Genomic DNA, 23540 nt, shown 5'->3' with positions numbered 1-23540 from the left:
GTAGACTGAATGGCTCAATTTTTTATTCATCGCCCAATCTTTGCATGGGTGATTGCATTGGTAATTATGCTGGCGGGTATTTTAACCCTCAGCGGCATGCCAATTGCACAATATCCGACCATTGCTCCACCAACGGTCACCATTGCTGCAACTTATCCGGGTGCATCTGCTGAAACTGTAGAAAATACAGTGACACAGATCATTGAGCAGCAAATGAATGGTCTTGATGGCTTGCGCTATATTTCTTCAAATAGTGCGGGTAACGGTCAAGCTTCAATTTCTTTGAACTTTGAACAAGGTATCGATCCTGATATTGCTCAGGTTCAAGTACAAAATAAATTACAATCCGCGACTGCACTGCTTCCTGAAGATGTGCAACGTCAGGGTGTAAAAGTCACGAAATCTGGCGCAAGCTTCTTACAAGTATTGGCATTCTATTCCCCGAATGACGCGCTCACAGATGCCGACATTAAAGACTATGTGAATTCAAATATTTCTGAACCACTGAGTCGTGTAGCGGGTGTAGGTGAAATACAAGTATTTGGTGGTTCTTATGCCATGCGTATTTGGTTAGACCCTGCAAAATTGACGAGTTTCCAACTCACACCAAGTGATGTTGTTGTTGCCTTACGTGCCCAAAATGCACAAGTTGCAGTGGGTCAATTGGGCGGTGCACCCGCAGTTGCAGGTCAAGTCCTGAATGCTACGGTTAATGCACAAAGTCTTTTACAAACGGCTGAACAGTTCCAAAATATTTTCTTGAAAAGTATGGGTTCTGGTGCAAAAGTTACTTTAGGTGATGTGGCTAAAGTTGAATTAGGCTCGGACAATTATCAGTTTACTTCCAAATTCAATGGTAAGCCTGCTGGTGGTGTAGCCATTAAACTTGCAACAGGTGCCAATGCTTTAGACACAGCAGCTGCGGTTGAAGAACGTTTAGTAGAATTACGTAAAAACTACCCAAGTGGCTTAGAAGATAAACTGGCGTACGATACGACTCCATTTATTAAACTTTCAATTGAAAGTGTGGTTCATACTTTAATTGAAGCGATTATTCTTGTATTCATTGTGATGTTCCTGTTCTTACAGAACTGGCGTGCAACCATTATTCCAACCATGGCTGTTCCTGTTGTGGTGTTGGGTACGTTTGCCATCATTAACGTATTTGGTTTCTCTATTAATACACTGACCATGTTTGCCATGGTTCTTGCCATTGGTTTGCTGGTGGATGATGCCATTGTTGTGGTCGAGAACGTGGAACGGGTAATGGTTGAAGAACACCTCGATCCTGTTGCCGCAACTGAAAAGTCGATGAAGCAGATTTCGGGTGCCTTAATTGGTATTACTACTGTATTAACCGCAGTATTTGTACCGATGGCGTTCTTTAGTGGAACAACGGGGGTTATTTACCGTCAGTTCTCTATTACTCTCGTGACTGCAATGATTATCTCATTGCTTGTAGCCTTGACCTTTACCCCTGCGCTTTGTGCAACGTTGCTAAAACAGCATGATAAAGACAAAGAACAAAGTAATGGTATTTTTGCACGCTTCTTCCGTTGGTTTAACCATCGCTTTGAACGTCTGGCTGAAGGCTACCAAAAATGGGTCGGCAAGCTCCTGATTCACAAGTTCATTGCGGGCGCAATTTACGCTGTGGTGCTTGTTGGTTTGTTGTTCCTCTTTAAAAACCTACCAAGTTCATTCTTACCTGATGAAGATCAGGGTGTTGTGATGACACTGGTTCAGCTGCCGCCGAATGCGACCCTTGACCGTACTGAAAAAGTCATTGATCAAATGACGGGCTTCTTCTTAGAAGGTGAACAGCAAAAACCCTATGTTGAATCTCTCTTTAGTGTTGCGGGCTTCTCGTTCACGGGTGTAGGTCAAAATGCGGGTCTTGCATTTATTCAGTTGAAAGACTGGAGCGAACGTACCACGCCTGAATCTCAAATTGGTGCCATTATCCAACGTGGCATGGCGCTCAATGTGATTGCTAAAGATGCATCTTACATCATGCCATTGCAGCTCCCTGCAATGCCAGAATTGGGTGTTTCTGCTGGCTTTAACTTTATGCTGAAAGATTCTGCGGGTAATGGTCATGAAAAACTGGTGACTGCTCGTAACATGATCTTAGGTATGGCGGCTCAAGACAAACGTCTTACAGGTGTCCGTCCAAACGGTCAAGAAGATACGCCACAGTATAAAATTTATGTTGATAATGAAAAAGCCAGCGCTATGGGCGTAAGCATTTCAGAAATTAACAGCACCATGAGTATTGCTTGGGGTGGTTCGTACATCAATGACTTCATCGACCGTGGTCGTGTGAAGAAAGTATATGTACAGGCTGTTCCTGATGCACGTATGATGCCTGAAGACCTGAACAAGTGGTATGTACGTAACACTGCTGGGCAAATGGTTCCCTTCTCTGCCTTTGCTACAGGTGAATGGACCTATGGTTCACCACGTCTTGAACGTTATAACGGTATTTCATCGGTTAATATTCAAGGTACACCTGCACCGGGTGTCAGCTCGGGTGATGCAATGATTGCCATGGAAGAAATCATGGCCAAACTGCCTTCTATGGGCATGACTGGTTTTGATTATGAATGGACAGGTTTATCTTTAGAAGAGCGTGAAGCGGGTTCACAAACTGCCGGACTTTATGGATTATCGATGTTAATCGTGTTCTTATGTCTTGCTGCCCTGTATGAAAGCTGGTCTATTCCATTCTCTGTACTGCTGGTCATTCCTTTAGGTATTGTTGGTGCAATTGGTTTAACTTTCTTAGGCATGGTTCTGCTTAAAGATCCGAACTTAACCAATAACATTTACTTCCAAGTCGCCATTATTGCCGTCATTGGTTTGGCTGCAAAAAATGCGATCTTGATTGTAGAATTTGCCAAGGAACTGCAAGAAGATAAAGGTGAGCCTTTACTTGAAGCAACCCTGCATGCAGCTAAAATGCGTTTACGTCCAATTATTATGACCACTTTAGCCTTCGGTTTTGGTGTACTTCCGCTTGCGCTTTCTTCAGGTGCAGGTGCAGGTAGTCAACACTCTGTCGGTTATGGTGTACTGGGCGGCGTCATCAGTTCTACTTTATTGGGTATCTTCTTTATTCCAGTCTTCTATGTCTGGATTCGAAGTATCTTTAAATACAAACCTAAAAAACAAAATAATCAGGAGCAAGCATCGTGATGCAAAAAGTATGGTCTATTTCAGGTCGTAGCATTGCGGTATCTGCACTTGCGCTTGCTTTGACAGCCTGTCAAAGCATGCGTGGCCCAGAGCCCGTAGCTCAAGCAAATATTCCAGAACAAGGTTATTTAACCGATGTTTCTGGTCCTTCAATTGCTGAGCAAGGTTATAAAGACTTTTTTGCCGATCAACGCCTGTTACAGGTGCTTGATTTAGCATTAGCCAATAACCGTGATTTGCGTACTTCGACGTTGAATATTCAACGTGCGCAGCAACAGTACCAAATTACTGAAAACAACCAACTTCCAACCATTGGTGCAAGTGGTGGCGTACTTCGTCAAGACACTTTAAGCAGCCAAAAGCCCATCACCAGCTACAATGTTGGCTTAGGTGTGACGGCGTATGAGTTGGATTTTTGGGGTCGTGTTCGTAGTTTAAAAGACAATGCTTTAGACTCATATTTAGCAACGTCAAGTGCACGTGATGCCACTCAAATTGCGCTGATTGGTCAAGTGGCTCAAGCATGGTTGAACTACTCGTTTGCCAATGCAAATTTAAAACTTGCAGACCAAACGCTAAAAGCTCAACTTGAATCTTATAATCTCAACAAAAAACGTTTCGATGTGGGTATCGACAGTGAAGTTCCTGTTCGTCAGGCACAGATTTCTGTAGAAACTGCTCGTAACGATGTTGCAAATTATAAAACTCAAATTGCTCAAGCCAAGAACCTGTTGAACCTCCTTGTCGGTCAGCAAGTACCTGAAAACTTGTTACCGAATCAACGTGTAACACGTATTAGCAAAAGCAATGCACTTAGCGCTGGTTTACCAAGTGACTTGTTGAATAACCGTCCAGATATCCGTGCTGCTGAATATAAACTGTCTGCCGCAGGTGCCAATATTGGCGCGGCTAAAGCACGTATGTTCCCAACCATTAGTTTGACGGGTTCTGCTGGCTATGCGTCGACTGACCTCAGTGACTTGTTCAAATCAGGTGCATTTATTTGGTCTCTGGGTCCAAGCTTAGATATTCCAATTTTCGATTGGGGTACGCGTAAAGCCAACATCAAGATTTCAGAAACAGATCAACAAATTGCGTTATCTGACTATGAAAAATCTATTCAGTCCGCTTTCCGCGAAGTGAATGATGCTTTGGCCGTGCGTCAAAACATTGGTGATCGTTTAGCTGCGCAACGTCGTTTAGTTGATGCAACCAATACGACGTATAAACTTTCAAATGCTCGCTTCCGTGCCGGTATTGATAGTTACTTAACCGTATTAGATGCACAACGTACCTCTTATGCAGCGGAACAAGGTTTATTGTTGCTCGAACAAGCCAACATGAACAATCAAGTTGAAGTGTATAAAACACTCGGTGGTGGTGTTAAAGCCAATACCGGTGATGCAACTCAACAGCAGCCGTCTACGGCGGAGCGTAAAGCAGCAAACAACGCTCAATAATTCTAAACCCATATTAAAAAAGCCTGCGCCATGCAGGCTTTTTTATTGCTTTTTAAAGCCTGATTTCCTATCTTGATGACAACCTATTCATTTGAATATCAAAAAATGCTTTTAAGTAATTTAGAATCCGTTCCCGGTCACACCATTAGCCGTCAAATTGATGTGGTTTATGGCAGCACTGTTCGTAGTAAACACGTTGGCCGTGATTTGCTGGCAGGACTCAAAAACATTGTCGGGGGGGAACTAACCGCCTATACCGAACTCTTAGAAGAATCACGCCAAGAAGCCATGAGCCGTATGATTGATAAAGCGCAATCCATGGGTGCCAATGCCATTGTCGGTATTCGCTTCTCGACTTCAAATATTGCTCAAGGTGCATCTGAACTGTTTGTTTATGGTACGGCTGTTGTTGTTCAGCCTGTCACAGCGAAACTTCCTGATCCATTTGGCGCATAGGCGATTTTATGGATGGATTAATTTTTCAAATTGTTGTTTTTCTCATTCTATTTGCAGTAGGTTGGGGTTTTGGTCGTCATATCGAACAAAAACACCTGCGTGAACTGGATGAAAAAGAAAAGCAATTTACGCATATTCGCATTGATACCCACCGTTTTGTGGAGACATCCGCAACGGGACAACTGGTCAGTAGTAGTGTGGTCATCTCACATGATTATTTTAAATATGTGATTGCCAATATTCAGAATTTTTTCGGTGGTCGCTTAACCAGTTATGAAAGCGTGGTTGAACGTGCACGGCGTGAAGCCATGATTCGACTCAAGCAAGAAGCACATGCGATGGGTGCAAATCATATTATGGGTGTTCGTCTCAATACCACTGAACTCGGTATGCAAGGTGGCATGGTTGAAGTCTTTGCTTATGGCACTGCAATTATCAACCATGATTAGAAAAGCAAAACAATGTCCTGATCAGCTTTGTGTCAGGACATCATTTCCACGCTGCAAAATCTCTACTCTGCAAAATCCCTAATTTGTAAATATCGCTTGCCAGTAGTGATAGGTTTTTTCTTCGCCGTTGTCTAACTTAAACTCATAAGACAGCTTACGCGTTTCAACAATATTAAAATCAACCGGAGTTTTGAATAAACCACCGGCATAAGCAAAGGTGTGATATTCACCATTTTCACCACACACATCGACTTCGGCTGGCATTAAATCCATTAAGGTTGCGCTAATATCTTGTCCGATAAAAGCTTCACCCAACTTACTGGCATCGGTCACAATAATTTTGGTTTTAATGCCTGACGCTAAGAAGTCTTGCATCACTTCATGCGAGTTTTGATTCCACAAAGGTTCAACCACTTCAATTCCCAAGGGATGCAAACGATCTTCACGATATTTACGCACATCGCTTAAATAAATATCACCAAAAATAAAGTGCTCTACACCCTGTGCTTTAAAGTGATTTGCAGCATCCAACATGCGTTGCTCATACGCAGGTAGATTCTTAGTTAGAAATACTGGATACAGTGGAATACCAATACTTTCGGCTTGCTTGAGCAACAATGAATGAGGAATGGCATGCATTGAAGACAGTTCTGTTTCTTCATTCACTGTGGTTAATAACGCAACAACCTCAAATTGCTTTTGCTGCAAAACTTTATACAGTGCTAAAGCTGAATCTTTACCACCACTCCAGTTAAATACAGCTTTTTTACGAGTATTCACACTTATTTCACTTTGGCTTTACGAATCATTTTATACAATAAGCGTGGAGATAAGCGAGAGACCCACACGCCCAGTTGTTCTTTTTTCCCGCCAACCACAATATATTCTTCATCCTTCAATAAAGCAGTCACCACTATTTTTGCAAAGGCTTCTGGCTCTAAACCATTTTCAATCGCTGCATCTTGATGCCCTTGGGCTTTGCCTTCACCATTTAAAGCATTGAACGACACATTGGTTTTCACAAAACCGGGGAAAATCACAGAAACTCCAACCCCCTCGTCCGCCACTTCGGCACGTAGACTATTCGCCCACATATGAATCGCGGCTTTGGCTGCTGAATAGGACGCGCGATATTGCGTTCCTAACAAACCCGCTACACTAGACACAAAAGCAATTCGACCCGATTTTTGCTTTAAAAATATCGGCAAAACAGTTTTAGTAAGAAAAACTTGTGAAAAATAATCCACTTCCATAATGGCCCGTTCAGTTTGCATGCTGGTATCGGCAATTAAAGCACGCTGACTCAAACCTGCATTATTAATCAACCAATCAATACGACCTTTCTGTTCAAGAACTTGCTCATAAGCATGGCGCACTTGTGTCTCATCGGTAATATCCGCGCTGAGACAAATATGTCGATCTGGATGGACTAAACTTTGGCGAACACTTTCCAATTCATCTATACGACGTGCAGTCAGGATAATCTGTGCGCCTTGTAAAGCACACTCTTGTGCAAGGGCTTTACCTAAACCAGAAGATGCACCTGTAATCCATACCACTTTATTGTCTAAACTGCCCTGCTTCGCCATAGTCCTGTTCCTGTTTTTACTCAATCTTACACATGTGTGCATGGGTTATTGTTTTGGTACATGACTCAAAAACATGAGAAAATGATCAAAATAATGCGGTGTCGTTTCAGCATCATACTGTGTACCCAATTTTTCTAAACGCTTATAACCCATTTGCGTGGTCAAACTAATCACCCCGTTTAATGTTTTATCAACCACCAAGTTGAATTTCAACATTTTTTTAGGCTCACGCACCAAACTTGTCACGCCCTGATCCACCATTTGCGTAAAAGCTTTTAACGCGGGTGAAACATACTGAATATTTCCCTGTTTCATTTGTTCAATACACTCAAAAAGTTCCACAACTAACAGGTGATCGACAGAATAAGAAATATAATTTTGACCATCTTTTTCATGTGCCATATTTTCTAAATAATTCACCATCGGCGTCAGGCGTTCATTGGCAAAGAATGACACCGACCAAGGCATATATTTACGTACCATTTCTAAAATTTGCTGAACAACTTTTTCTGATTCATGGTCTTTAGATTGCGATAACCGTGCAACTTCACCAAAAACTTGATCGACAATTTCACAAGAAATATCTGCCAGCACTTCACCTAAAGGCTTGGCTAAACTTTCAGTTTCACCGGCATTCAATTGCTGATGAATCTGCTGAAAGCGTTGGTGGGTTTCTGGTGTTAATTTTAAAGAAATTACATAATTCATCATAATGACCTCCTTGTTAGAATTATTCTGCGACCATGTGTGCTGTTCTTATTGAATGCTTATCATAAGATACTTATTGAGTCTGTGCCAAACGCTTATTTTTTGCATTTGCTTAACATGCCTAATCTGTGTTTTTTTTTGCTACAATAGAGCCAATTTTTTATTCACTTTCGATCTGTTTTTACTATGACTGATTCTGCGCAAAATATTGCTACGACCTACGATCCAACCGAGATCGAAAAAAAATGGTACAAGACTTGGGAAGACAATGGCTACTTTAAGCCGTCTCAAAAAGGTGATTCATTCTGTATCATGATTCCGCCGCCAAACGTCACTGGTAACTTGCATATGGGTCATGGTTTTAACAACGCCATTATGGATGCCCTAACGCGTTACAACCGCATGTCGGGTAAAAATACCTTATGGCAACCGGGGACAGACCATGCGGGTATCGCAACGCAAATGGTGGTTGAACGCCAATTGGCTGCGCAAGACATTAGCCGCCATGACCTCGGTCGTGAAAAGTTCATCGACAAAATCTGGGAATGGAAAGAACAATCGGGCAGTAACATTACCAACCAAATTCGTCGCTTAGGTTCATCTGTCGACTGGTCACGTGAACGCTTCACCATGGATGATGGCTTATCGAATGCCGTGAAAGAAGTGTTCGTTCGTTTGCATAAAGACGGTTTAATTTACCGTGGTAAACGCTTAGTCAACTGGGACCCAAAATTACAAACTGCCCTGTCTGACCTAGAAGTTGAATCAATAGAAGAAAAAGGTTCACTTTGGCATTTCAAATATTTCTTTGAAGATAAGTCACTGAAAACTCAAGATGGCAAAGACTATCTGGTTGTTGCAACCACGCGTCCTGAAACCTTACTGGGTGACTCGGCTGTTGCGGTACATCCTGAAGATGAACGCTATGCGCATCTTGTAGGTAAAAACATTGTGCTGCCTATTTCAGGTCGCCTCGTTCCTGTGGTTGCCGATGACTATGTCGAAAAAGATTTCGGTACAGGCTGTGTAAAAATTACCCCTGCACATGACTTCAATGACTACGAAGTGGGTAAACGTTGCAACTTGCCAATCATCAACATCTTCAACAAAAATGCTGAAGTGTTGGCTGAGTTTGAATTTATTGCTAAAGCGGGCGAACAAATTTCGAAAACCATTGCTGCCCCTGCGGATTATATTGGTTTAGAGCGTTTTGCGGCTCGTAAAAAATTGGTTGAACAAGCTGAAGCTGAGGGCTGGCTCGATCAAATTCAACCGTATGACTTGAAAGCACCACGCGGTGACCGTTCAGGCGTAATCGTTGAACCATTATTGACCGATCAATGGTATGTCAAAATTGCACCATTGGCTGAGCCTGCAATTCAAGCCGTGAAAGATGGCGACATCAAATTTGTGCCTGAACAATACAGCAACATGTACATGGCTTGGATGAACAACATTCAAGACTGGTGTATCTCACGTCAATTGTGGTGGGGTCACCGTATTCCAGCTTGGTACGATAACGACGGCAATGTTTATGTCGGTCGTAATGAAGCTGAAGTGCGCGAAGAAAATGGCATTGCTGCTGATGTTCAATTGACTCAAGACGAAGATGTATTGGATACGTGGTTCTCGTCTGGTTTGTGGACATTCTCAACTTTAGGTTGGACGGGCGACGCGAAAAAAGATGCGGAAAACTATTTCCTCAATACGTTCCACCCGACTGATGTATTGGTGACAGGTTTTGACATCATCTTCTTCTGGGTTGCCCGCATGATCATGATGACCATGCACTTCATGAAAAATGAAGATGGCACGCCACAAGTTCCGTTCAAAACTGTGTATGTACATGGTTTGGTACGTGATGGCGAAGGTCAGAAAATGTCTAAATCTAAAGGCAACGTGCTTGATCCTTTAGACCTCATTGACGGTGTAGACCTTGAAACTTTGGTACAAAAACGTACTACAGGACTCATGAACCCGAAACAAGCCGCGAAGATTGAAAAATCAACGCGTAAAGAATTCCCAGAAGGCATTCAAGCTTACGGTACAGATGCGGTTCGTTTCACCTTCTGCGCACTTGCCAATACGGGTCGTGACATTAAATTCGACATGAAACGTGTTGAAGGCTACCGTAACTTTGCCAACAAAATTTGGAATGCAACACGTTTCGTGCTGATGAATGTTGAAGGCCAAACGGTAGGTCAAACAGCGCGTCCTGATCTGTGGGAACTCCCTGAACAATGGATTATCAGCCGTTTACAAAAAGCGGAAGCTGCGGTTCAACAAGCCTTTGCGACCTATCGTTTAGACTTGGCTGCGCAAGCGATTTATGAGTTCATTTGGAATGAATACTGTGACTGGTATGTAGAGCTAACCAAGCCAGTTTTAAATGATGAAAATGTGGCTGAAGAGCGTAAAGCTGAAGTTCGTCGTGTATTGCTTGCGGTAATGGAAGCAGCGTTACGTCTTGCACACCCAATTATGCCGTACTTAACTGAAGAAATTTGGCAAACCCTTGCACCAATGATTGGTTTGGGTGGCGAAACCATTATGACTGCGGCTTACCCTGTTGCTGACCCAGCGAAAATCAATGATCAAGCTGAAGCAGATATGCAATGGCTACAAGGTTTGATTGGTGCGGTGCGTAACATTCGCGGTGAAATGGGCTTAGGTAATGCACGTTTATTACCTGTATTGTTGCAAAACACCACTGATGCTGAAAAAGCACAGATTGCCCGTATTGAACCCTTGGTGAAAGCATTGGCAAAAGTGGAAAGCATTACTTTCTTAACGGATGCTGAGCAACCGCCATTGTCTTCATCAAGCGTTGTGGGTCATGTGTCTGTATTTGTTCCAATGAAGGGTTTAATTGACCCGAAAGCGGAATTGGGTCGTTTGCAAAAAGACTTCGACAAAGTTCAAAAACAGCATGACCAAATTGCAGGCAAACTTTCAAATGAAGGTTTTGTGGCAAAAGCACCTGCTGCTGTAGTTGAAGGTGAAAAAGTTAAACTGGCTGAGTTTGCGGATCAGTTAGTGAAAATTAAAGCGAATATGGATCAGATTGCGGCGCTTTAAGCTGTAGTTTGATCTAATTTGTAGTATAAAGGGCTGATTATTCAGCCCTTTATTTATTATTATGAAATATATTAAGCATATCTCAGGCATTGTGCCTCATGCAAATAAGAATATTGATATTCCTATTAACTTCAAAAACTTAATAATTACAGGAAATAATTCTTCAGGTAAAACCCAATTTTTATTAGCATTAAAAGAGAAATTAGACATATATATAAAAGAGAAATTGATTCAAGAAAAGGATAAAATCATAAGTCGAATTAATGGTTATAAAAAAGATTTAGAATCGTTTCAAAAAGGTAGTTCAGATTATAGTAACAGAGAAAGATGGCTGGAAAATGAGTTAAATAAGCTTAATAAAATTGATAGTGGAATAACTATTGAAATTCCTGAAATTCTTGATATTACTTATAAATTTGAAAAAAAAGTAGCAATTATCATTACTTTTGATGCTATGCGAACAAGCAATATTTCTCATGCAAATCAAACAACATCTATAAGTAATGAAATAAACAATGCACAAAATAATTTTACAAATAACCTAGGAAATAAGTTAGAACAACATTTATATAATATTACTGTTAATCAATCCCTATCTTTAACTCATAAAAAAGATTCTTCATTATTTGAAAAGTATACCAATTGGTTTAAAAGTTTCGATGAAAATTTAAAATTTCTATTTGAGAATGAATCAACTCATTTATTTTTCGAAATAAATGACACCGAAAATAAATACTATATCGTTAAAGACTCTCAAAAATTTAGCTTTCAAAATCTATCATCTGGATATCAGGCAATATTTAATATTTATTCTGATCTGTTAATGCGTACTGAGTTTTTTAACATCGCTCCTTCTGAACTGGAGGGGATTGTAATTATTGATGAGATTGATGCACACCTTCATATTTCATTGCAAAAATTAATCTTTCCTTTTTTCACTCGATCATTTCCAAAAATACAATTTATTGTCAGTACTCATTCACCTTTTGTTATTACCTCAACAGATAATGATACGGTAGTTTATGATATTTCTAGTGGCGATTTTTTTGAAGAAGATTTAAGTCGTTATTCTTATGAATCTGTTATTAAAGGACTATTCCACGTCAATCCTATTAGTTCGGACACAAAGAATTCAATTGAAATATTAAAAAACCTATTAAATGAAAATCCAAGCAATTATGAAAATATAAGATCAATTGTCAAAAGCTTAATCGAACTAGAAAAAAATGATCTATTAGATAAAAGTTTAAAAAACCTATATTTACAAGCAATCAATCTCCTAGCAGATAACAATCAACTGGAGGATTTAGATGTTTAAAGTATCCAAATCTGCTAGACCAACGGATTGGACTACGAAGGACTATAAGGATCCTGTGGTTGTTAAGCAATTAAAGAAAGATTTCTATGGTAAATGCTATATCTGTGAACAGAAGCATTTCCCGAATTTGAATGTTGAACATTTCATTCCACATTTAGATGATGAAACGCTTAAGCTTGATTGGAACAATCTCTATTACGCATGTTCAAGATGCAATTCAATCAAAAATAAATATTATGATGATATGCTGGATTGTTGTAATGAAAATCATCTAGTTGAAGAATGGATAAAAGTCTATTACAGAATGCCTGATGAAGATATTGAAGTAATCAATGCTTGTCCCGATGATCATTCATATCGTGAGAAAGCTGAGACTTCTAAAGCACTGATTGCAAGATGTTTTAATAATGCAAATAGTGGAATCCAAGAAGTTAGTAAAGAAGATTTAAGAGAAAAAATTATTGAAGTTCATAATGAATTTCTAGATTTAAGAAGAGAATTTTTTAAAGAAATAGATAATTGGCAGGATGAAGATAAAATTAAAAAGGCAGATGATATTAAACATCGGCTTAAATCCCATTATGCGTTTTCAGCCATTCTTCGTGGCTATTTAGAAAAGGACTCTAAATGGAAGAATTCCCTTGATGAAATTGAACAACTTAAACTAAAACAATCAGCTTAAACCTAAGCCTCTCAAAGAGAGAGGCTATAACACTCCACTCCCCAACAACATCTCCAAACCTTTCAAACGACTGATATACTTCAACCGTTCCTTTTCCCACTTCACTTGCTGTTTTAATTCAGCACAATCTGCTTCTAACTTCTTATACATATCCGCAATTTGTATTGGATTTGAGGATTTTTTAACTTTTGAGTTCGCTTGTTTCGTCCAATTTAGTGACTCAACAATGTCATCAATCTGATCATCTAACTGCTGTTTTTGCGCATCTAAAGCCAGTTTATAAAACTTCAGTTGCTCATTACTCAAACCCTTTTGAGCCATACCCCTATTCTGCTCGACCTGTATTTGCAATTTGAGTAAATAAAATAAATCCTGCTTCTCGTAAGCTGCATTCGCATGTTGCAGCATCTCCGTTTTTTCAACTTTCAACTGTTCATCTTGCTCACGGTCAGGGTGAATAATCGAGGCAATTTTTAAATAAACAGTTTTGAGTGATTGCTCCGCCATTTTTTGCGCTTGCTCACGTTTTTGTTTTTGTCTATTTAGCCTGTGTTGTTCACGTTCTACTTCATGTTGCTGTTCATCGTATTCGTAGCTATCTAAACCTATATCGGCTTGTTCATGATTTAAGTGTTGATCATAGGTTTCCGTCGGATCATGACTTTCAATCATTGGCTTTTTCTTGTTCTTTTTAGCTTGATTATGTTCTGCATGTTGTTGGTAAAAGTGATCAATTTGAGTCACTTTCAGCTTTTGCTGTTCTGAAAGCACTTGGGAACTTTTTAAGATTGCAGCAAGATTTTGGATTTTATCATCCAACTGGGCAATATCCGCTTTTGAAAATTCATAACGCTGTAAGCTGTTCCATAACTGCTCAAGCTGCTGAAACAGTATGTCATGCAGTTCAGTATAAATGGGAACAAGGGTTTTACGTGTCTGTTGCTGAATTTCGGCTTGAGCTTTTTGCCACGCTGCCAGTTGTATTTTTTGCTGTTCAATTTGCTCAATCAGCCGATTTAGCTTTTTTTGTTGTGGTGATAAATTTTGCGAATCTTGCTGCACACTGAGTTTTAAATCGAACGACATAGAAAAATTAAGCAAAAGAAAAACGATATCAATAATAGCACTCCATCAGCACAAAGCTAATGATGCTTTTATAAAGTACCACCAAGGCTTTGTTAGTAATAAGAAAATTATCCTTCATTAAACTAGCAATCCAACATAGACTAGGCTTTGTATAACAAAAAAACCATGAGGAAAATATGGCACTCACACAAGCCAATCTTATTTTTAATCAGGAACTTGCTGCTTGGGTACAAGCTCTGGGTTCAGTCATTGCAATCTTTGTCGCCGTTGCGGTTCCTCTTCATTTTGACCGTAAACAACGCTTATATGAACAGCAAACTCTGGAAAACCAAAAACAAAAGTTTTTTATTACCTTACTGCCCACACTTTACCAACTTCGTAATAGCACGTTTGCCTTTCTTCAACAGTTTCAGCACCAACAAAAGAGTGAAATAGATGCAATTAAAACGTTAGAGTCTGAATATTTAAACCTGATTCCTGTCTTTGCCAAAGAGCTGCACATTTTTGTGCATAGTAATATTTACGATGAACAACTCAACCAACTGGCCTTTGAACTTTTTCATTCCGAAGAAATTTTATCGCAACATTTACGTCTGCCTTCAGAACAAAAATGGATCGAGCATCAACAAAATTTAATTCAACATGCACAGAAAATTGACCAGTTCACCTCAAAAATCATTGAAAAAATAGAAACCAACTATTCCTAAACCACAACCGAATAAGAGTACTAGCAGCTAAAAATCATTTTGATTTACAGCCAAGCATGATGTCTTTTTAAATAGACTATCTGCTATATGGCACTGACCACTACCTAGCTTAATCATCGACCACCTTTATGAGAATTTTTACATCCTTGATCAATTTTTGTTAACATTCACAGCATAGACAATAATAAATTTTGATATTCCCCCATGACTGATCAACTCAGAGCCAAATTCGAAAACCTAGAACTAAATGCCGGACTCGGTAAAATCAGTGCCTTTATTTCTATGTCCACAGCTTTTCTCTGCTTATTTGGCGCATTGTGTTTTTTATTTCCCAGCGTACTGACCACACCAGAGCTTCGACCACTGTATACACAGCATTATGATGCGTTTTATTTTAGCCTGATGGCGGGCATTGTGATCAGTGCAGGATTTGGCGCATTCAGTGCCATTGCCCGTCAAAACCGTTATGGTTTTTATGGTCTATGCCTTGCGTTAATTGCTGCTGTTCTGGGCTGTGGTGTGATTAAAGCGCCCGTGCTGCCCAGTCTGCCTTTCTATGCAGGCTTCGATTATTTTGTGCTGACACTGTTTATTCTGGCTTTGGTCTTTATTCCGCTAGAAGGCTTTTTTGCCAAAAATCCTGAACAGAAAATTCTACGTGTCGGTTGGGTGACGGATATGAAATACTTCATGTTTAGCCATGTCGGTATTCAGCTGTTTAGTTTTTTAACCGTCATGCCCATTCAGTATTGGATTACCCATATTCCAAATAATCCAATTGTTCCACTGGTACAAGCGCAGCCCATTTGGCTACAGTTTATTGAGTTGCTCATAGTGGTCGATTTCACCACCTATTGGCTGCACCGCGCCATGCATGAGGTCAATTTCCTGTGGCGTTTTCATGCCATTCATCACTCTACGGAACATATGGATTGGCTAGCATCTTCACGCTTGCATATTGTAGAAGTACTGATGACCCGATTTATCGCCACTTTGCCTATTTTTCTTTTAGGTTTTCATACCTCGGCGGTGTTTGCTTATTTAATCTTTATTTCTTTTCACGCCATTTTTATCCATTCTAATGTGCGTTTTCGTTTTCCTTATTTACGCTGGATCATTGCCACACCCGAATTTCACCATTGGCATCATTCTTCAGAAAAGCCCGCGATTGATAAAAATTATGCCGCATTCATTCCGCTTTACGATGTCATTTTTAAAAGTGTGTATCTGCCCAATCACCTTGCCAGTGTGTATGGCACCGTTGGTTATAAAATTCCAAACAGCTTTGTGAAGCAATTTACTTGGCCATTTAAAAGATATGTCAACCGCGTCAAAAAACGTTTTGGCAATTCATCTGACATTAAAAAAGATTAATTCCACAGCCCTGCTGACTAGGTAATGCCAGTCAGTTAAGAATTTTTTAATCCTCCGCAGCCCTCCTTTTTCAAAGGAGGGAGTATTTTGAATGCAGAATAGGCTTTTATTCAAAAGCATTCCCCTCTTTTGTAAAGATGAGCAGCATTGCTTCGCAAGAGGAAAGATTTATCAATCAGTAAAAATGAAATTAGGCTTAACTAATCAGCATTAGCTGACTAGGGCTTTTTTATTTTCTATACGCTGTATCAACATTTGTGGCTTCAAGAAGGTAAACATTTCTAGCTGCATCTTTAATTTTTCGCTCTTTAAGCATGTCCAGTACAGTCTAAAAAATTATCCTAAATTGATTCAAGCTTGCAGTTTTTTGTGCAAATCATCATCAATATTCAAATGCCGTTTAATCTGACAAAAATGGCATCACCCAAACCATCCTCAATATTGAATAAAAAAATTATTTAAGCGATTTACCCATTCATCCTACCGCTGTATTTTTTTTAGCAAATTAGCCCGATTAGACAAATAGTCTTTATCTTTTGTCTAAGCTGAACTTAAAAATGGACATAGCTGGCATATATTGTGCTGTACTTTTATCGTAATTTGCTGTTCATAAAAACTGTTTAAATCCTAAAGAGTTACCGTTAACAAATCCGTAAAAAAATTTACTTGAGCAATCCCTCAAATCTCGCTTAAGATGAAATTCGATGTGTTTTTTGACACAGACAAAAAAGCTTGATGGATTCAGGCGCTGATTGACGGTTCATCAGTAACAATGACAGCAAATGATAATGAAAAACACAAAATGGAGTTTTATACATGACACAGAAACGCACCATGACCTCTCTACTTTGTGCAAGCGCGCTCATGCTTGGACTCAGTGCTTGTAGCGATAATAAAGCACCAGCATCGGGCGAAAAACCTGCTGGAGATGCCAGTACTTCTGGCACACTCGATAAAATTAAAAAATCGGGCACCATTGTACTGGGTTACCGAGACTCATCTATTCCGTTCTCTTATATTGCCGACAATCCAACCCAACCTGTTGGCTATGCACATGACTTACAAATGAAAGTGGTTGAAGCACTGAAAAAAGATCTGAATATGCCAGATTTAAAAGTGCGTTATAACCTTGTCACCAGTCAAAATCGAATTCCATTGGTTTCAAACGGAACGGTTGACCTTGAATGTGGTTCAACCACCAACAACAAAGAACGCCAACAGCAAGTTGATTTCTCTGTGGGTTATTTTGAAGTCGGTTCACGTCTACTGACAGCTAAAAATTCAGGTGTAAAAGATTTTGCTGACTTAAAAGGCAAAAAACTGGTCACCACAGCAGGAACAACGTCTGAGCGTTATATCCGTCAGCACGAAAAAGAATTAGGCATTGGTGAAATTATTTCTGCCAAAGACCATGCTGAATCTTTCTTGATGTTGCAAAACGGTCGTGCTGCCGCATTTATGATGGATGATATTTTGCTTGCCGGTGAAAAATCCAAAGCCGCTGAGCCAGACAAATGGGAAATTGTCGGGACTGCACCTATCCACGAAATTTATGGCTGTATGTTACGTAAAGGTGATACTGGCTTTAAACAAGCAGTCGATAGTGCGATTAAAGCCACCTACAGCTCTGGTGAAATCAACAAAATGTATGAAAAATGGTTCCAGCAACCGATTCCACCAAAAAATATTAACCTAAACTTCCCAATGTCAGAACAATTGAAAGCTCTCATTAGCGCACCGCATGATCGCGATCAATAATCCTTAAGAAATAATATGTAGCATCGGGCAGAATGGATTCTTTGCCCGATACTTATCGGGAGTTGCTATGAATTATAGTTGGAATTGGGGCGTTTTATGGCAATCCACAGGTGTCGGCGATAGCACCTATTTAAGCTGGATTTTAATTGGTCTTGGTTGGTTATTGGTCATTGCTATTGTCGCATGGAGCATTGCAATGGTGCTCGGAAGTATTCTCGGCATCATGCGTACCTTGCCCAATAAAACTGCACGTACCATTGGCACAGCCTATGTCACCATTTTCCGTAATGTGCCCTTACTGATTCAATTATTTATCTGGTTTTATGTGGTTCCCAACTTTTTACCCAGCGCTATTCATGATTGGTGGATTAATGACTTAAGTGCCAACACCACAGCACTGATTTCTGCCAGTGTCGGTCTTGGACTCTTTACCGCCGCGCGGGTTTGTGAACAGGTACGTACAGGGATTGAAGCCTTACCACAAGGACAGATTAATGCGGGTTATGCGATGGGATTCAATACAACGCAGCTTTATCGTTATGTTGTTTTACCCCAGTCGTTTCGCACCATTTTGCCACCCCTAAGTTCAGAATTAACCAACTGTGTCAAAAATACCTCGGTTGCATCACTGGTCGGTGTGGCTGAAATTATTTCACAGATGAAAACCATCAGTGAATACACCCAAAATACCATCGAGATTTATACTTACGTCACGCTCATTTTCATTGTGATTAATGTTTGTTTAATTACCTTAATGACTTTGCTAGAAAAACGTTTGCATGTCCCGGGTTTAATTGCAGGAGCTAAATAATGGAATGGCTAACTGCATTTTTTAATGATTTTCAAAGTTCTGCACCTGCGCTATGGCATGGTTTTAGTATTACCTTAAAAGTTGTGGTCATTGCGACCATTGGTGGTATTTTTATTGGTACGCTACTGGCTTTAATGCGTTTATCTTCCAGTAAAGTGCTGAACTTTATCGCGCAAGGTTATGTGAACCTGTTTCGTTCCATTCCTTTGCTCTTGGTCTTGATGTGGTTCTATTTTGCAGTCCCTTTTTTATATACTGCAATCACAGGAAATTACCTAACTATTGATACGGCATTGGTTTCGAGTACTGTGGCATTTATGCTGTTTGAAGCAGCTTACTTTTCTGAAATTGTCCGTGCCGGCATTCAGTCTATTCCACGTGGGCAATCTGCTGCGGCTTCAGCTTTAGGCATGAGTTATGGGCAATCAATGCGCTTAATCATCTTGCCTCAAGCCTTTCGTAAAATGACGCCCTTGCTGCTACAACAAACCATTATTTTATTCCAAGATTCAACCATGGTGTATGCCATCGGTTTATTAGACTTTTTCAGAACCAACTATGTCCGTGGTGATCTGATGTCACTACTGACGCAATACATTATATTTGCAGGATTGGTGTATTTCACCATTAGTATTTTGGCAACCTATGCCGTTAAAAAATTACAAAGAAGGTTACGCGTATGAATGATAACAAAGTGATGATCGACATTCAGAACGTGAGTAAATGGTACGACAAATTTCAGGTACTCACAGAGTGCAATACGCAAATTCACCAAGGTGAAGTTGTGGTGGTCTGTGGGCCTTCTGGTTCAGGAAAATCGACCCTGATTAAAACAGTGAATGGCCTAGAAGCCTTCCAGCAAGGCAATATTGTGGTGGATGGCATTTCCATCAAAGACCCAAAAACCAATTTAAACCAATTACGCAGCCGTGTGGGTATGGTATTTCAGCATTTTGAACTGTTTCCACATTTAACCATTACTGAAAATTTAACCATTGCCCAAATTAAAGTCTTGGGACGTTCTGAAGCCGAAGCCAAGAAAAAAGGCTTAGCCTATTTAGACCGTGTTGGGCTGAGTGCTCAAGCCGATAAATTCCCTGCCCAACTTTCAGGTGGACAACAGCAGCGTGTTGCCATTGCCCGTGCTTTAAGTATGGACCCGATTGCGATGCTGTTTGATGAACCGACTTCTGCACTTGACCCTGAAATGATTAATGAAGTACTTGATGTGATGGTGGGTCTGGCCAAAGAAGGTATGACCATGATGTGTGTAACACATGAAATGGGCTTTGCCCGTCAGGTTGCCAATCGAGTGATCTTCATGGATCAAGGGAAAATTGTCGAAGATTGTACCAAGAATGAGTTCTTTAACAGCCAACGTGGCGAACGTGCTCAGCAATTCCTCAATAAAATTTTGCATTAAAGTAAAAAGCATTCAAAAAAGCAGATCAAAGGGTCTGCTTTTTTATTGTGATTTCATTATTCGAAAGCAAACAGTGCATTACTGGATTTTTATCGCTTCCCTCTTTTTAGTTAAATTGCGAAATCAAAATAATTTTCAAAATGCACCATAATGGATGATAAAAACCGCTAAAACAGCCTCATCAAAATGCATTTTTAGAGCTTATCTTTTAATTATTTTTATCTTTTGAATATTTTTTTTCAACCGACAGCATTTACATTTAAAAAAACATGAGCTTCAGCCAAACCAAGTTTTTATATTTTATTATTAATATTCAATATCTTATAAAAACACCCTTCTACTAAAAATGCTCCAAAAAAATGCATGAATGCCAATATGGTGCACAACCTTGCTTTATATCGAGTCTTGTTATTTTTTAGCACAGCTTAATCAAAATTTCCCTTTCTCGAACATCTTCACGAAAACCATCACATCGTTATACTAAACTTCTTTTTGTGAATTAACGCACTAGAATGGGGCTATAAAATGCAAAATACAGATTTACTCTTTCTCCTTCTTGGTGCAGTTTTAGTTTTAGCCATGCATGCAGGTTTTGCATTCTTGGAACTCGGCACTGTGCGCCATAAAAACCAAGTCAATGCGCTAAGTAAAATTCTAACGGACTTCGCCCTTTCTGCCATCGCTTACTTTTTTGTCGGTTATTATATTGCGTATGGACAACATTTTTTCCATATGGGGACAACCTTAGCCGCAGATCATGGCTATAACCTGATGCGCTGTTTTTTTCTACTGACTTTTGCCGCAGCTATTCCGGCCATTATTTCAGGTGGTATTGCTGAACGTGCCAAAATGCGCTCGCAAGCGATTGCAACTTTATTGTTAGTGGCGTTAATTTACCCTTTCTTTGAAGGGATTGTATGGAATGGCAACTTTGGACTACAAAAGTGGTTAGAAACGACTTTTGGTGCCAATTTCCATGATTTTGCGGGTTCCATCGTGGTTCATGCAATGGGAGGATGGATTGCCTTAGTCGCTGTGATTTTACTCGGCGCCCGTCATGGTCGCTATAAAAAAGATGGTCGTGTCAGTGCGCACCCACCTTCTTCTATTCCTTTTTTAGCACTGGGTTCATGGATTTTAATCGTTGGTTGGTTCGGTTTTAACGTGATGAGCGCACAGCGTCTTGATGCAATTTCAGGTTTAGTGGCTATCAATTCATTGATGGCGATGGTCGGTGGCACCATTGCAGCAAACTTTATGGGTAAAAATGACCCTGGCTTTTTACATAATGGTCCATTGGCAGGTTTAGTGGCGATTTGTGCCGGTTCTGATGTGGTGCATCCTGTTGGGGCGCTTATAATTGGAGCAGTTGCAGGCATGATTTTTGTGAAACTCTTTACCTACACGCAAAATAAACTTAAAGTTGACGATGTACTGGGTGTTTGGCCACTACATGGTATATGTGGTACATTGGGTGGCTTAGCTGTTGGACTTTTTGGTCAAAAATGGCTCGGTGGACTCGGTGGTGTTTCCATGATTTCTCAAATAATTGGTACTCTGCTTGCAATTGGCATTGCACTTGCTGGCGGCTTTTTGGTTTATGGTACACTTAAAGCCACCATGGGTATTCGTTTATCCCAAGAAGATGAATTTCGTGGTGCGGACTTATCCATCCATAAAATTTCAGCTAATTCAGAAGATGCTATGTTTTAAATCCTATTTTGATTTTCAGCGCGACTCGAAAGAGTCGCTTTTTTTTGCCTATATCAATACTCAAACTATTATTCTCACATTGTCACAAACAGCAAAATAAGCGCATAAAGACCAAAAAATAAAGCCTATAAAAACTGCTTAATCTCAGCTAAATTTTGAATCCTGTTTATCGGGCGATGTTCACCCGCATCATGAAAACCTTCCAACCAAATCGCCGTCATTCCAGCATCGGTTGCACCTTGTATATCATTCATCGGATGATCACCAACATAAAGACAATGTTGTGCAGACGCACCCAATTGACGGCTGGTATGTAGAAAAATCTCAGGATTCGGTTTGCTTATCCCCAGCAAGCCAGAACTGACAATTGCATCAAAATAATGACTAAAACCTAATCCTTGTAAAATGCTTAATCGCGTTGCATGCCCCCCATTCGAAATCACGGCCAGTTTGTAACCACGCTGCTTTAATTCGGTTAATAGACTTTTTGCCCCCGGCATCGCTACGGCTGAAAGTCCAAATTGCTGAAACCAAAACTGCGATAATTCATCCAAATCTGGCAAGCTATTCCAGCTTAATTCTTGCTGTAACGCATAGGCCACAGAAGCAGCAATACTCGGATGAGTTAAGTATTCTTTTTTAGGGTATCCACCATGATCAATACGGCGAATAATCGACTGAATTAGATTGCGCTCATCATGCTGTAATTGGTGTTGATAGTGATCAGCCAAATGCTGACTATAAGCGACAATACTTTGATCACGATGGGTTAAAGTATTATCAAGATCAAACAAAACTGCACGAATCGTCATTTTAAAATCTACGCAAATTTTATTGGCTAATGTAGCACTGAAAATATCTTGGATTATGCTGTTTCCTGCATATGCTTATGACGATTCGCTACAACCTAAAGCAAATGCAGCACTACTTTGCTCAAGATTGAGCAAAGCCGTTGGGTCAACAGTTAAGTCTCAATTAAGTTTTTGTTGTTGTAATAACACAAATAAAATCCATTGATCTTTTCTATGTACGATAAGCAACGCTTCACTCTTTATCAAGGCTGCTTTTTGGTCATGAGCTTCTGCATACTTTGGGTATGCTTTCCTATCGGTGGTTCACTGGATCTTGCCTTGATTGACCCGTGGGTAAGTAAATCAGGACAGTTTTTATTGCGAGATAACTGGTATTTAGCGGAGCTCAATCATCGTTATGTCAAAGATCTGTTGATTTTGGTCTATGCCAGTTTTTTGCTGCTTTGGCTAGGCTCTTTCAAATTTGAAACCATAAAATCGCTACGTTGGAACTATGGCTATTTCTTTGCCATGGTCATTTTCTCGACCTCAATCATTGGGCTATTAAAATCCCAATCTGCCCATGCCTGCCCGTGGAATACCACGATTCCTACACCGCAAGGTTTCTTTTGGGACTTTTCCACCACCAAAGGCCATTGTTTCCCCGGTGGACATGCCTCCACAGGCTTTGCACTCATGGCCGGATATTTTGTCTTTCGCCAATCCAATCAAAAACGTGCTTATTTTTTTCTGTTCTCGGGTTTGATTCTGGGTTTTGCCATGGGTTGGGCACAGATGATGCGAGGCGCCCATTTTTTAAGTCATAATTTGTGGACAGCATGGATTATTTGGTTAATAAATGTCATTTTTTATCTCTTATATGATAAAAAATTTAATCTTGTCCAAGAGCAACCCTAAGCATTCATCTGCCGAAGTCAT

At 40.1% G+C, this 23540-nt stretch carries 19 protein-coding genes and 1 pseudogene; 15 read left to right on the top strand and 5 right to left on the bottom strand.

Annotated features, from left to right (window positions below; translation table 11 throughout):
• The first annotated feature begins 9 nt into the window (after positions 1–9).
• The 4 genes from F994_RS13980 to F994_RS13965 all read left to right on the top strand — a co-directional run bounded on the left by F994_RS13980 (position 10) and on the right by F994_RS13965 (position 5563).
• Positions 10–3198, top strand: a complete 3189-nt coding sequence (locus F994_RS13980) for an efflux RND transporter permease subunit (RefSeq protein WP_004651205.1) — start codon at positions 10–12, stop codon at positions 3196–3198.
• Entirely contained in the window at positions 3198–4658 is a 1461-nt protein-coding gene (gene adeK, locus F994_RS13975) for a multidrug efflux RND transporter AdeIJK outer membrane channel subunit AdeK (protein WP_034697246.1), read from the top strand. The genes F994_RS13980 and adeK overlap by 1 nt, the downstream gene beginning before the upstream one ends.
• A 105-nt stretch (positions 4659–4763) precedes the next feature.
• Positions 4764–5114, top strand: coding sequence for a YbjQ family protein (locus F994_RS13970; RefSeq protein ID WP_034697358.1), 351 nt, complete (start codon positions 4764–4766; stop codon positions 5112–5114).
• An 8-nt stretch (positions 5115–5122) separates the two neighbouring features.
• A complete protein-coding gene (locus F994_RS13965) occupies positions 5123–5563 on the top strand; it encodes a YbjQ family protein (protein WP_004651202.1) in 441 nt (146 codons plus the stop codon).
• Between the two features lie 78 nt (positions 5564–5641).
• Here F994_RS13965 and F994_RS13960 read toward each other — a convergent pair whose 3' ends face one another.
• The 3 genes from F994_RS13960 to F994_RS13950 are packed head-to-tail and all read right to left on the bottom strand — an operon-like array spanning position 5642 to position 7860.
• Positions 5642–6349 (bottom strand): Dph6-related ATP pyrophosphatase, encoded by a 708-nt coding sequence (locus tag F994_RS13960; RefSeq protein WP_034697244.1) that lies wholly within the window; start codon positions 6347–6349, stop codon positions 5642–5644.
• Positions 6346–7152, bottom strand: coding sequence for an SDR family oxidoreductase (locus F994_RS13955; RefSeq protein WP_004651200.1), 807 nt, complete (start codon positions 7150–7152; stop codon positions 6346–6348). The genes F994_RS13960 and F994_RS13955 overlap by 4 nt, the downstream gene beginning before the upstream one ends.
• 45 nt (positions 7153–7197) lie before the next feature.
• The gene (locus F994_RS13950; protein ID WP_034697356.1) at positions 7198–7860 is read right to left on the bottom strand and encodes a hypothetical protein; all 663 of its coding nucleotides are present in this window, start codon (positions 7858–7860) and stop codon (positions 7198–7200) included.
• Positions 7861–8046: 186 nt separating this feature from the next.
• On the opposite strand from F994_RS13950, the gene F994_RS13945 reads away from it, so the two are divergent.
• From F994_RS13945 to F994_RS13935, 3 genes are all read left to right on the top strand, one after another.
• Positions 8047–10938, top strand: coding sequence for a valine--tRNA ligase (locus tag F994_RS13945; RefSeq protein ID WP_004651198.1), 2892 nt, complete (start codon positions 8047–8049; stop codon positions 10936–10938).
• A gap of 61 nt (positions 10939–10999) precedes the next feature.
• On the top strand, positions 11000–12256 hold the full coding sequence (locus F994_RS13940; protein ID WP_004651197.1) for an AAA family ATPase: 1257 nt from the start codon (positions 11000–11002) through the stop codon (positions 12254–12256).
• Positions 12249–12938: an HNH endonuclease gene (locus F994_RS13935; protein WP_004651195.1), complete on the top strand. Its 690-nt coding sequence runs from the start codon at positions 12249–12251 to the stop codon at positions 12936–12938. The genes F994_RS13940 and F994_RS13935 overlap by 8 nt, the downstream gene beginning before the upstream one ends.
• A 224-nt stretch (positions 12939–13162) precedes the next feature.
• Here F994_RS13935 and F994_RS13930 read toward each other — a convergent pair.
• Positions 13163–14024 (bottom strand): annotated as a pseudogene (locus tag F994_RS13930) (molecular chaperone DnaJ); the annotation flags it as partial.
• 176 nt (positions 14025–14200) lie between these two features.
• Between F994_RS13930 and F994_RS13925 the strand changes: the two are divergent.
• The 7 genes from F994_RS13925 to F994_RS13895 all read left to right on the top strand — a co-directional run bounded on the left by F994_RS13925 (position 14201) and on the right by F994_RS13895 (position 21810).
• Positions 14201–14731: a hypothetical protein gene (locus F994_RS13925; protein ID WP_004651193.1), complete on the top strand. Its 531-nt coding sequence runs from the start codon at positions 14201–14203 to the stop codon at positions 14729–14731.
• Between the two features lie 204 nt (positions 14732–14935).
• The gene (locus F994_RS13920) at positions 14936–16105 is read left to right on the top strand and encodes a sterol desaturase family protein (RefSeq protein WP_004651192.1); all 1170 of its coding nucleotides are present in this window, start codon (positions 14936–14938) and stop codon (positions 16103–16105) included.
• 816 nt (positions 16106–16921) lie between these two features.
• The gene (locus tag F994_RS13915) at positions 16922–17863 is read left to right on the top strand and encodes a transporter substrate-binding domain-containing protein (protein WP_004651190.1); all 942 of its coding nucleotides are present in this window, start codon (positions 16922–16924) and stop codon (positions 17861–17863) included.
• Positions 17864–17930: 67 nt separating this feature from the next.
• Entirely contained in the window at positions 17931–18674 is a 744-nt protein-coding gene (locus tag F994_RS13910; protein WP_004651189.1) for an amino acid ABC transporter permease, read from the top strand.
• Entirely contained in the window at positions 18674–19357 is a 684-nt protein-coding gene (locus F994_RS13905) for an ABC transporter permease subunit (RefSeq protein WP_004651188.1), read from the top strand. The genes F994_RS13910 and F994_RS13905 overlap by 1 nt, the downstream gene beginning before the upstream one ends.
• Positions 19358–19371: 14 nt before the next feature.
• Entirely contained in the window at positions 19372–20097 is a 726-nt protein-coding gene (locus F994_RS13900; RefSeq protein ID WP_171065358.1) for an amino acid ABC transporter ATP-binding protein, read from the top strand.
• A gap of 525 nt (positions 20098–20622) precedes the next feature.
• Positions 20623–21810: an ammonium transporter gene (locus F994_RS13895; protein ID WP_004651186.1), complete on the top strand. Its 1188-nt coding sequence runs from the start codon at positions 20623–20625 to the stop codon at positions 21808–21810.
• A 125-nt stretch (positions 21811–21935) separates the two neighbouring features.
• On the opposite strand, the gene F994_RS13890 is transcribed toward F994_RS13895, so the two are convergent.
• The gene (locus tag F994_RS13890) at positions 21936–22622 is read right to left on the bottom strand and encodes an HAD family hydrolase (RefSeq protein ID WP_004651185.1); all 687 of its coding nucleotides are present in this window, start codon (positions 22620–22622) and stop codon (positions 21936–21938) included.
• Positions 22623–22835: 213 nt separating this feature from the next.
• Here F994_RS13890 and F994_RS13885 point away from each other — a divergent pair, with 213 nt between their 5' ends.
• Entirely contained in the window at positions 22836–23519 is a 684-nt protein-coding gene (locus F994_RS13885; RefSeq protein ID WP_004651183.1) for a phosphatase PAP2 family protein, read from the top strand.
• Positions 23520–23540 lie beyond the last annotated feature (21 nt).

Origin of the sequence: Acinetobacter bohemicus ANC 3994 (assembly GCF_000367925.1) — a bacterium.
Taxonomy (GTDB): domain Bacteria; phylum Pseudomonadota; class Gammaproteobacteria; order Pseudomonadales; family Moraxellaceae; genus Acinetobacter; species Acinetobacter bohemicus.
The sequence above is the reverse complement of the archived record's forward strand: the minus strand, read 5'-3'. Positions and strand labels throughout refer to the sequence as shown.

Bases quoted from the DNA above. Each gene is read 5' to 3' on its own strand.
- F994_RS13910 (WP_004651189.1), top strand. From the start codon at position 17,931: ATGAATTATAGTTGGAATTGGGGCGTTTTATGGCAATCCACAGGTGTC.
- F994_RS13925 (WP_004651193.1), top strand. From the start codon at position 14,201: ATGGCACTCACACAAGCCAATCTTATTTTTAATCAGGAACTTGCTGCT.
- F994_RS13940 (WP_004651197.1), top strand. From the start codon at position 11,000: ATGAAATATATTAAGCATATCTCAGGCATTGTGCCTCATGCAAATAAG.
- F994_RS13970 (WP_034697358.1), top strand. From the start codon at position 4,764: ATGCTTTTAAGTAATTTAGAATCCGTTCCCGGTCACACCATTAGCCGT.
- F994_RS13900 (WP_171065358.1), top strand. From the start codon at position 19,372: ATGATCGACATTCAGAACGTGAGTAAATGGTACGACAAATTTCAGGTA.
- F994_RS13965 (WP_004651202.1), top strand. From the start codon at position 5,123: ATGGATGGATTAATTTTTCAAATTGTTGTTTTTCTCATTCTATTTGCA.
- F994_RS13945 (WP_004651198.1), top strand. From the start codon at position 8,047: ATGACTGATTCTGCGCAAAATATTGCTACGACCTACGATCCAACCGAG.
- F994_RS13885 (WP_004651183.1), top strand. From the start codon at position 22,836: ATGTACGATAAGCAACGCTTCACTCTTTATCAAGGCTGCTTTTTGGTC.
- F994_RS13955 (WP_004651200.1), bottom strand. From the start codon at position 7,152: ATGGCGAAGCAGGGCAGTTTAGACAATAAAGTGGTATGGATTACAGGT.
- F994_RS13895 (WP_004651186.1), top strand. From the start codon at position 20,623: ATGCAAAATACAGATTTACTCTTTCTCCTTCTTGGTGCAGTTTTAGTT.
- F994_RS13920 (WP_004651192.1), top strand. From the start codon at position 14,936: ATGACTGATCAACTCAGAGCCAAATTCGAAAACCTAGAACTAAATGCC.
- F994_RS13935 (WP_004651195.1), top strand. From the start codon at position 12,249: ATGTTTAAAGTATCCAAATCTGCTAGACCAACGGATTGGACTACGAAG.
- F994_RS13950 (WP_034697356.1), bottom strand. From the start codon at position 7,860: ATGAATTATGTAATTTCTTTAAAATTAACACCAGAAACCCACCAACGC.
- F994_RS13890 (WP_004651185.1), bottom strand. From the start codon at position 22,622: ATGACGATTCGTGCAGTTTTGTTTGATCTTGATAATACTTTAACCCAT.
- adeK (WP_034697246.1), top strand. From the start codon at position 3,198: ATGCAAAAAGTATGGTCTATTTCAGGTCGTAGCATTGCGGTATCTGCA.
- F994_RS13905 (WP_004651188.1), top strand. From the start codon at position 18,674: ATGGAATGGCTAACTGCATTTTTTAATGATTTTCAAAGTTCTGCACCT.
- F994_RS13915 (WP_004651190.1), top strand. From the start codon at position 16,922: ATGACACAGAAACGCACCATGACCTCTCTACTTTGTGCAAGCGCGCTC.
- F994_RS13980 (WP_004651205.1), top strand. From the start codon at position 10: ATGGCTCAATTTTTTATTCATCGCCCAATCTTTGCATGGGTGATTGCA.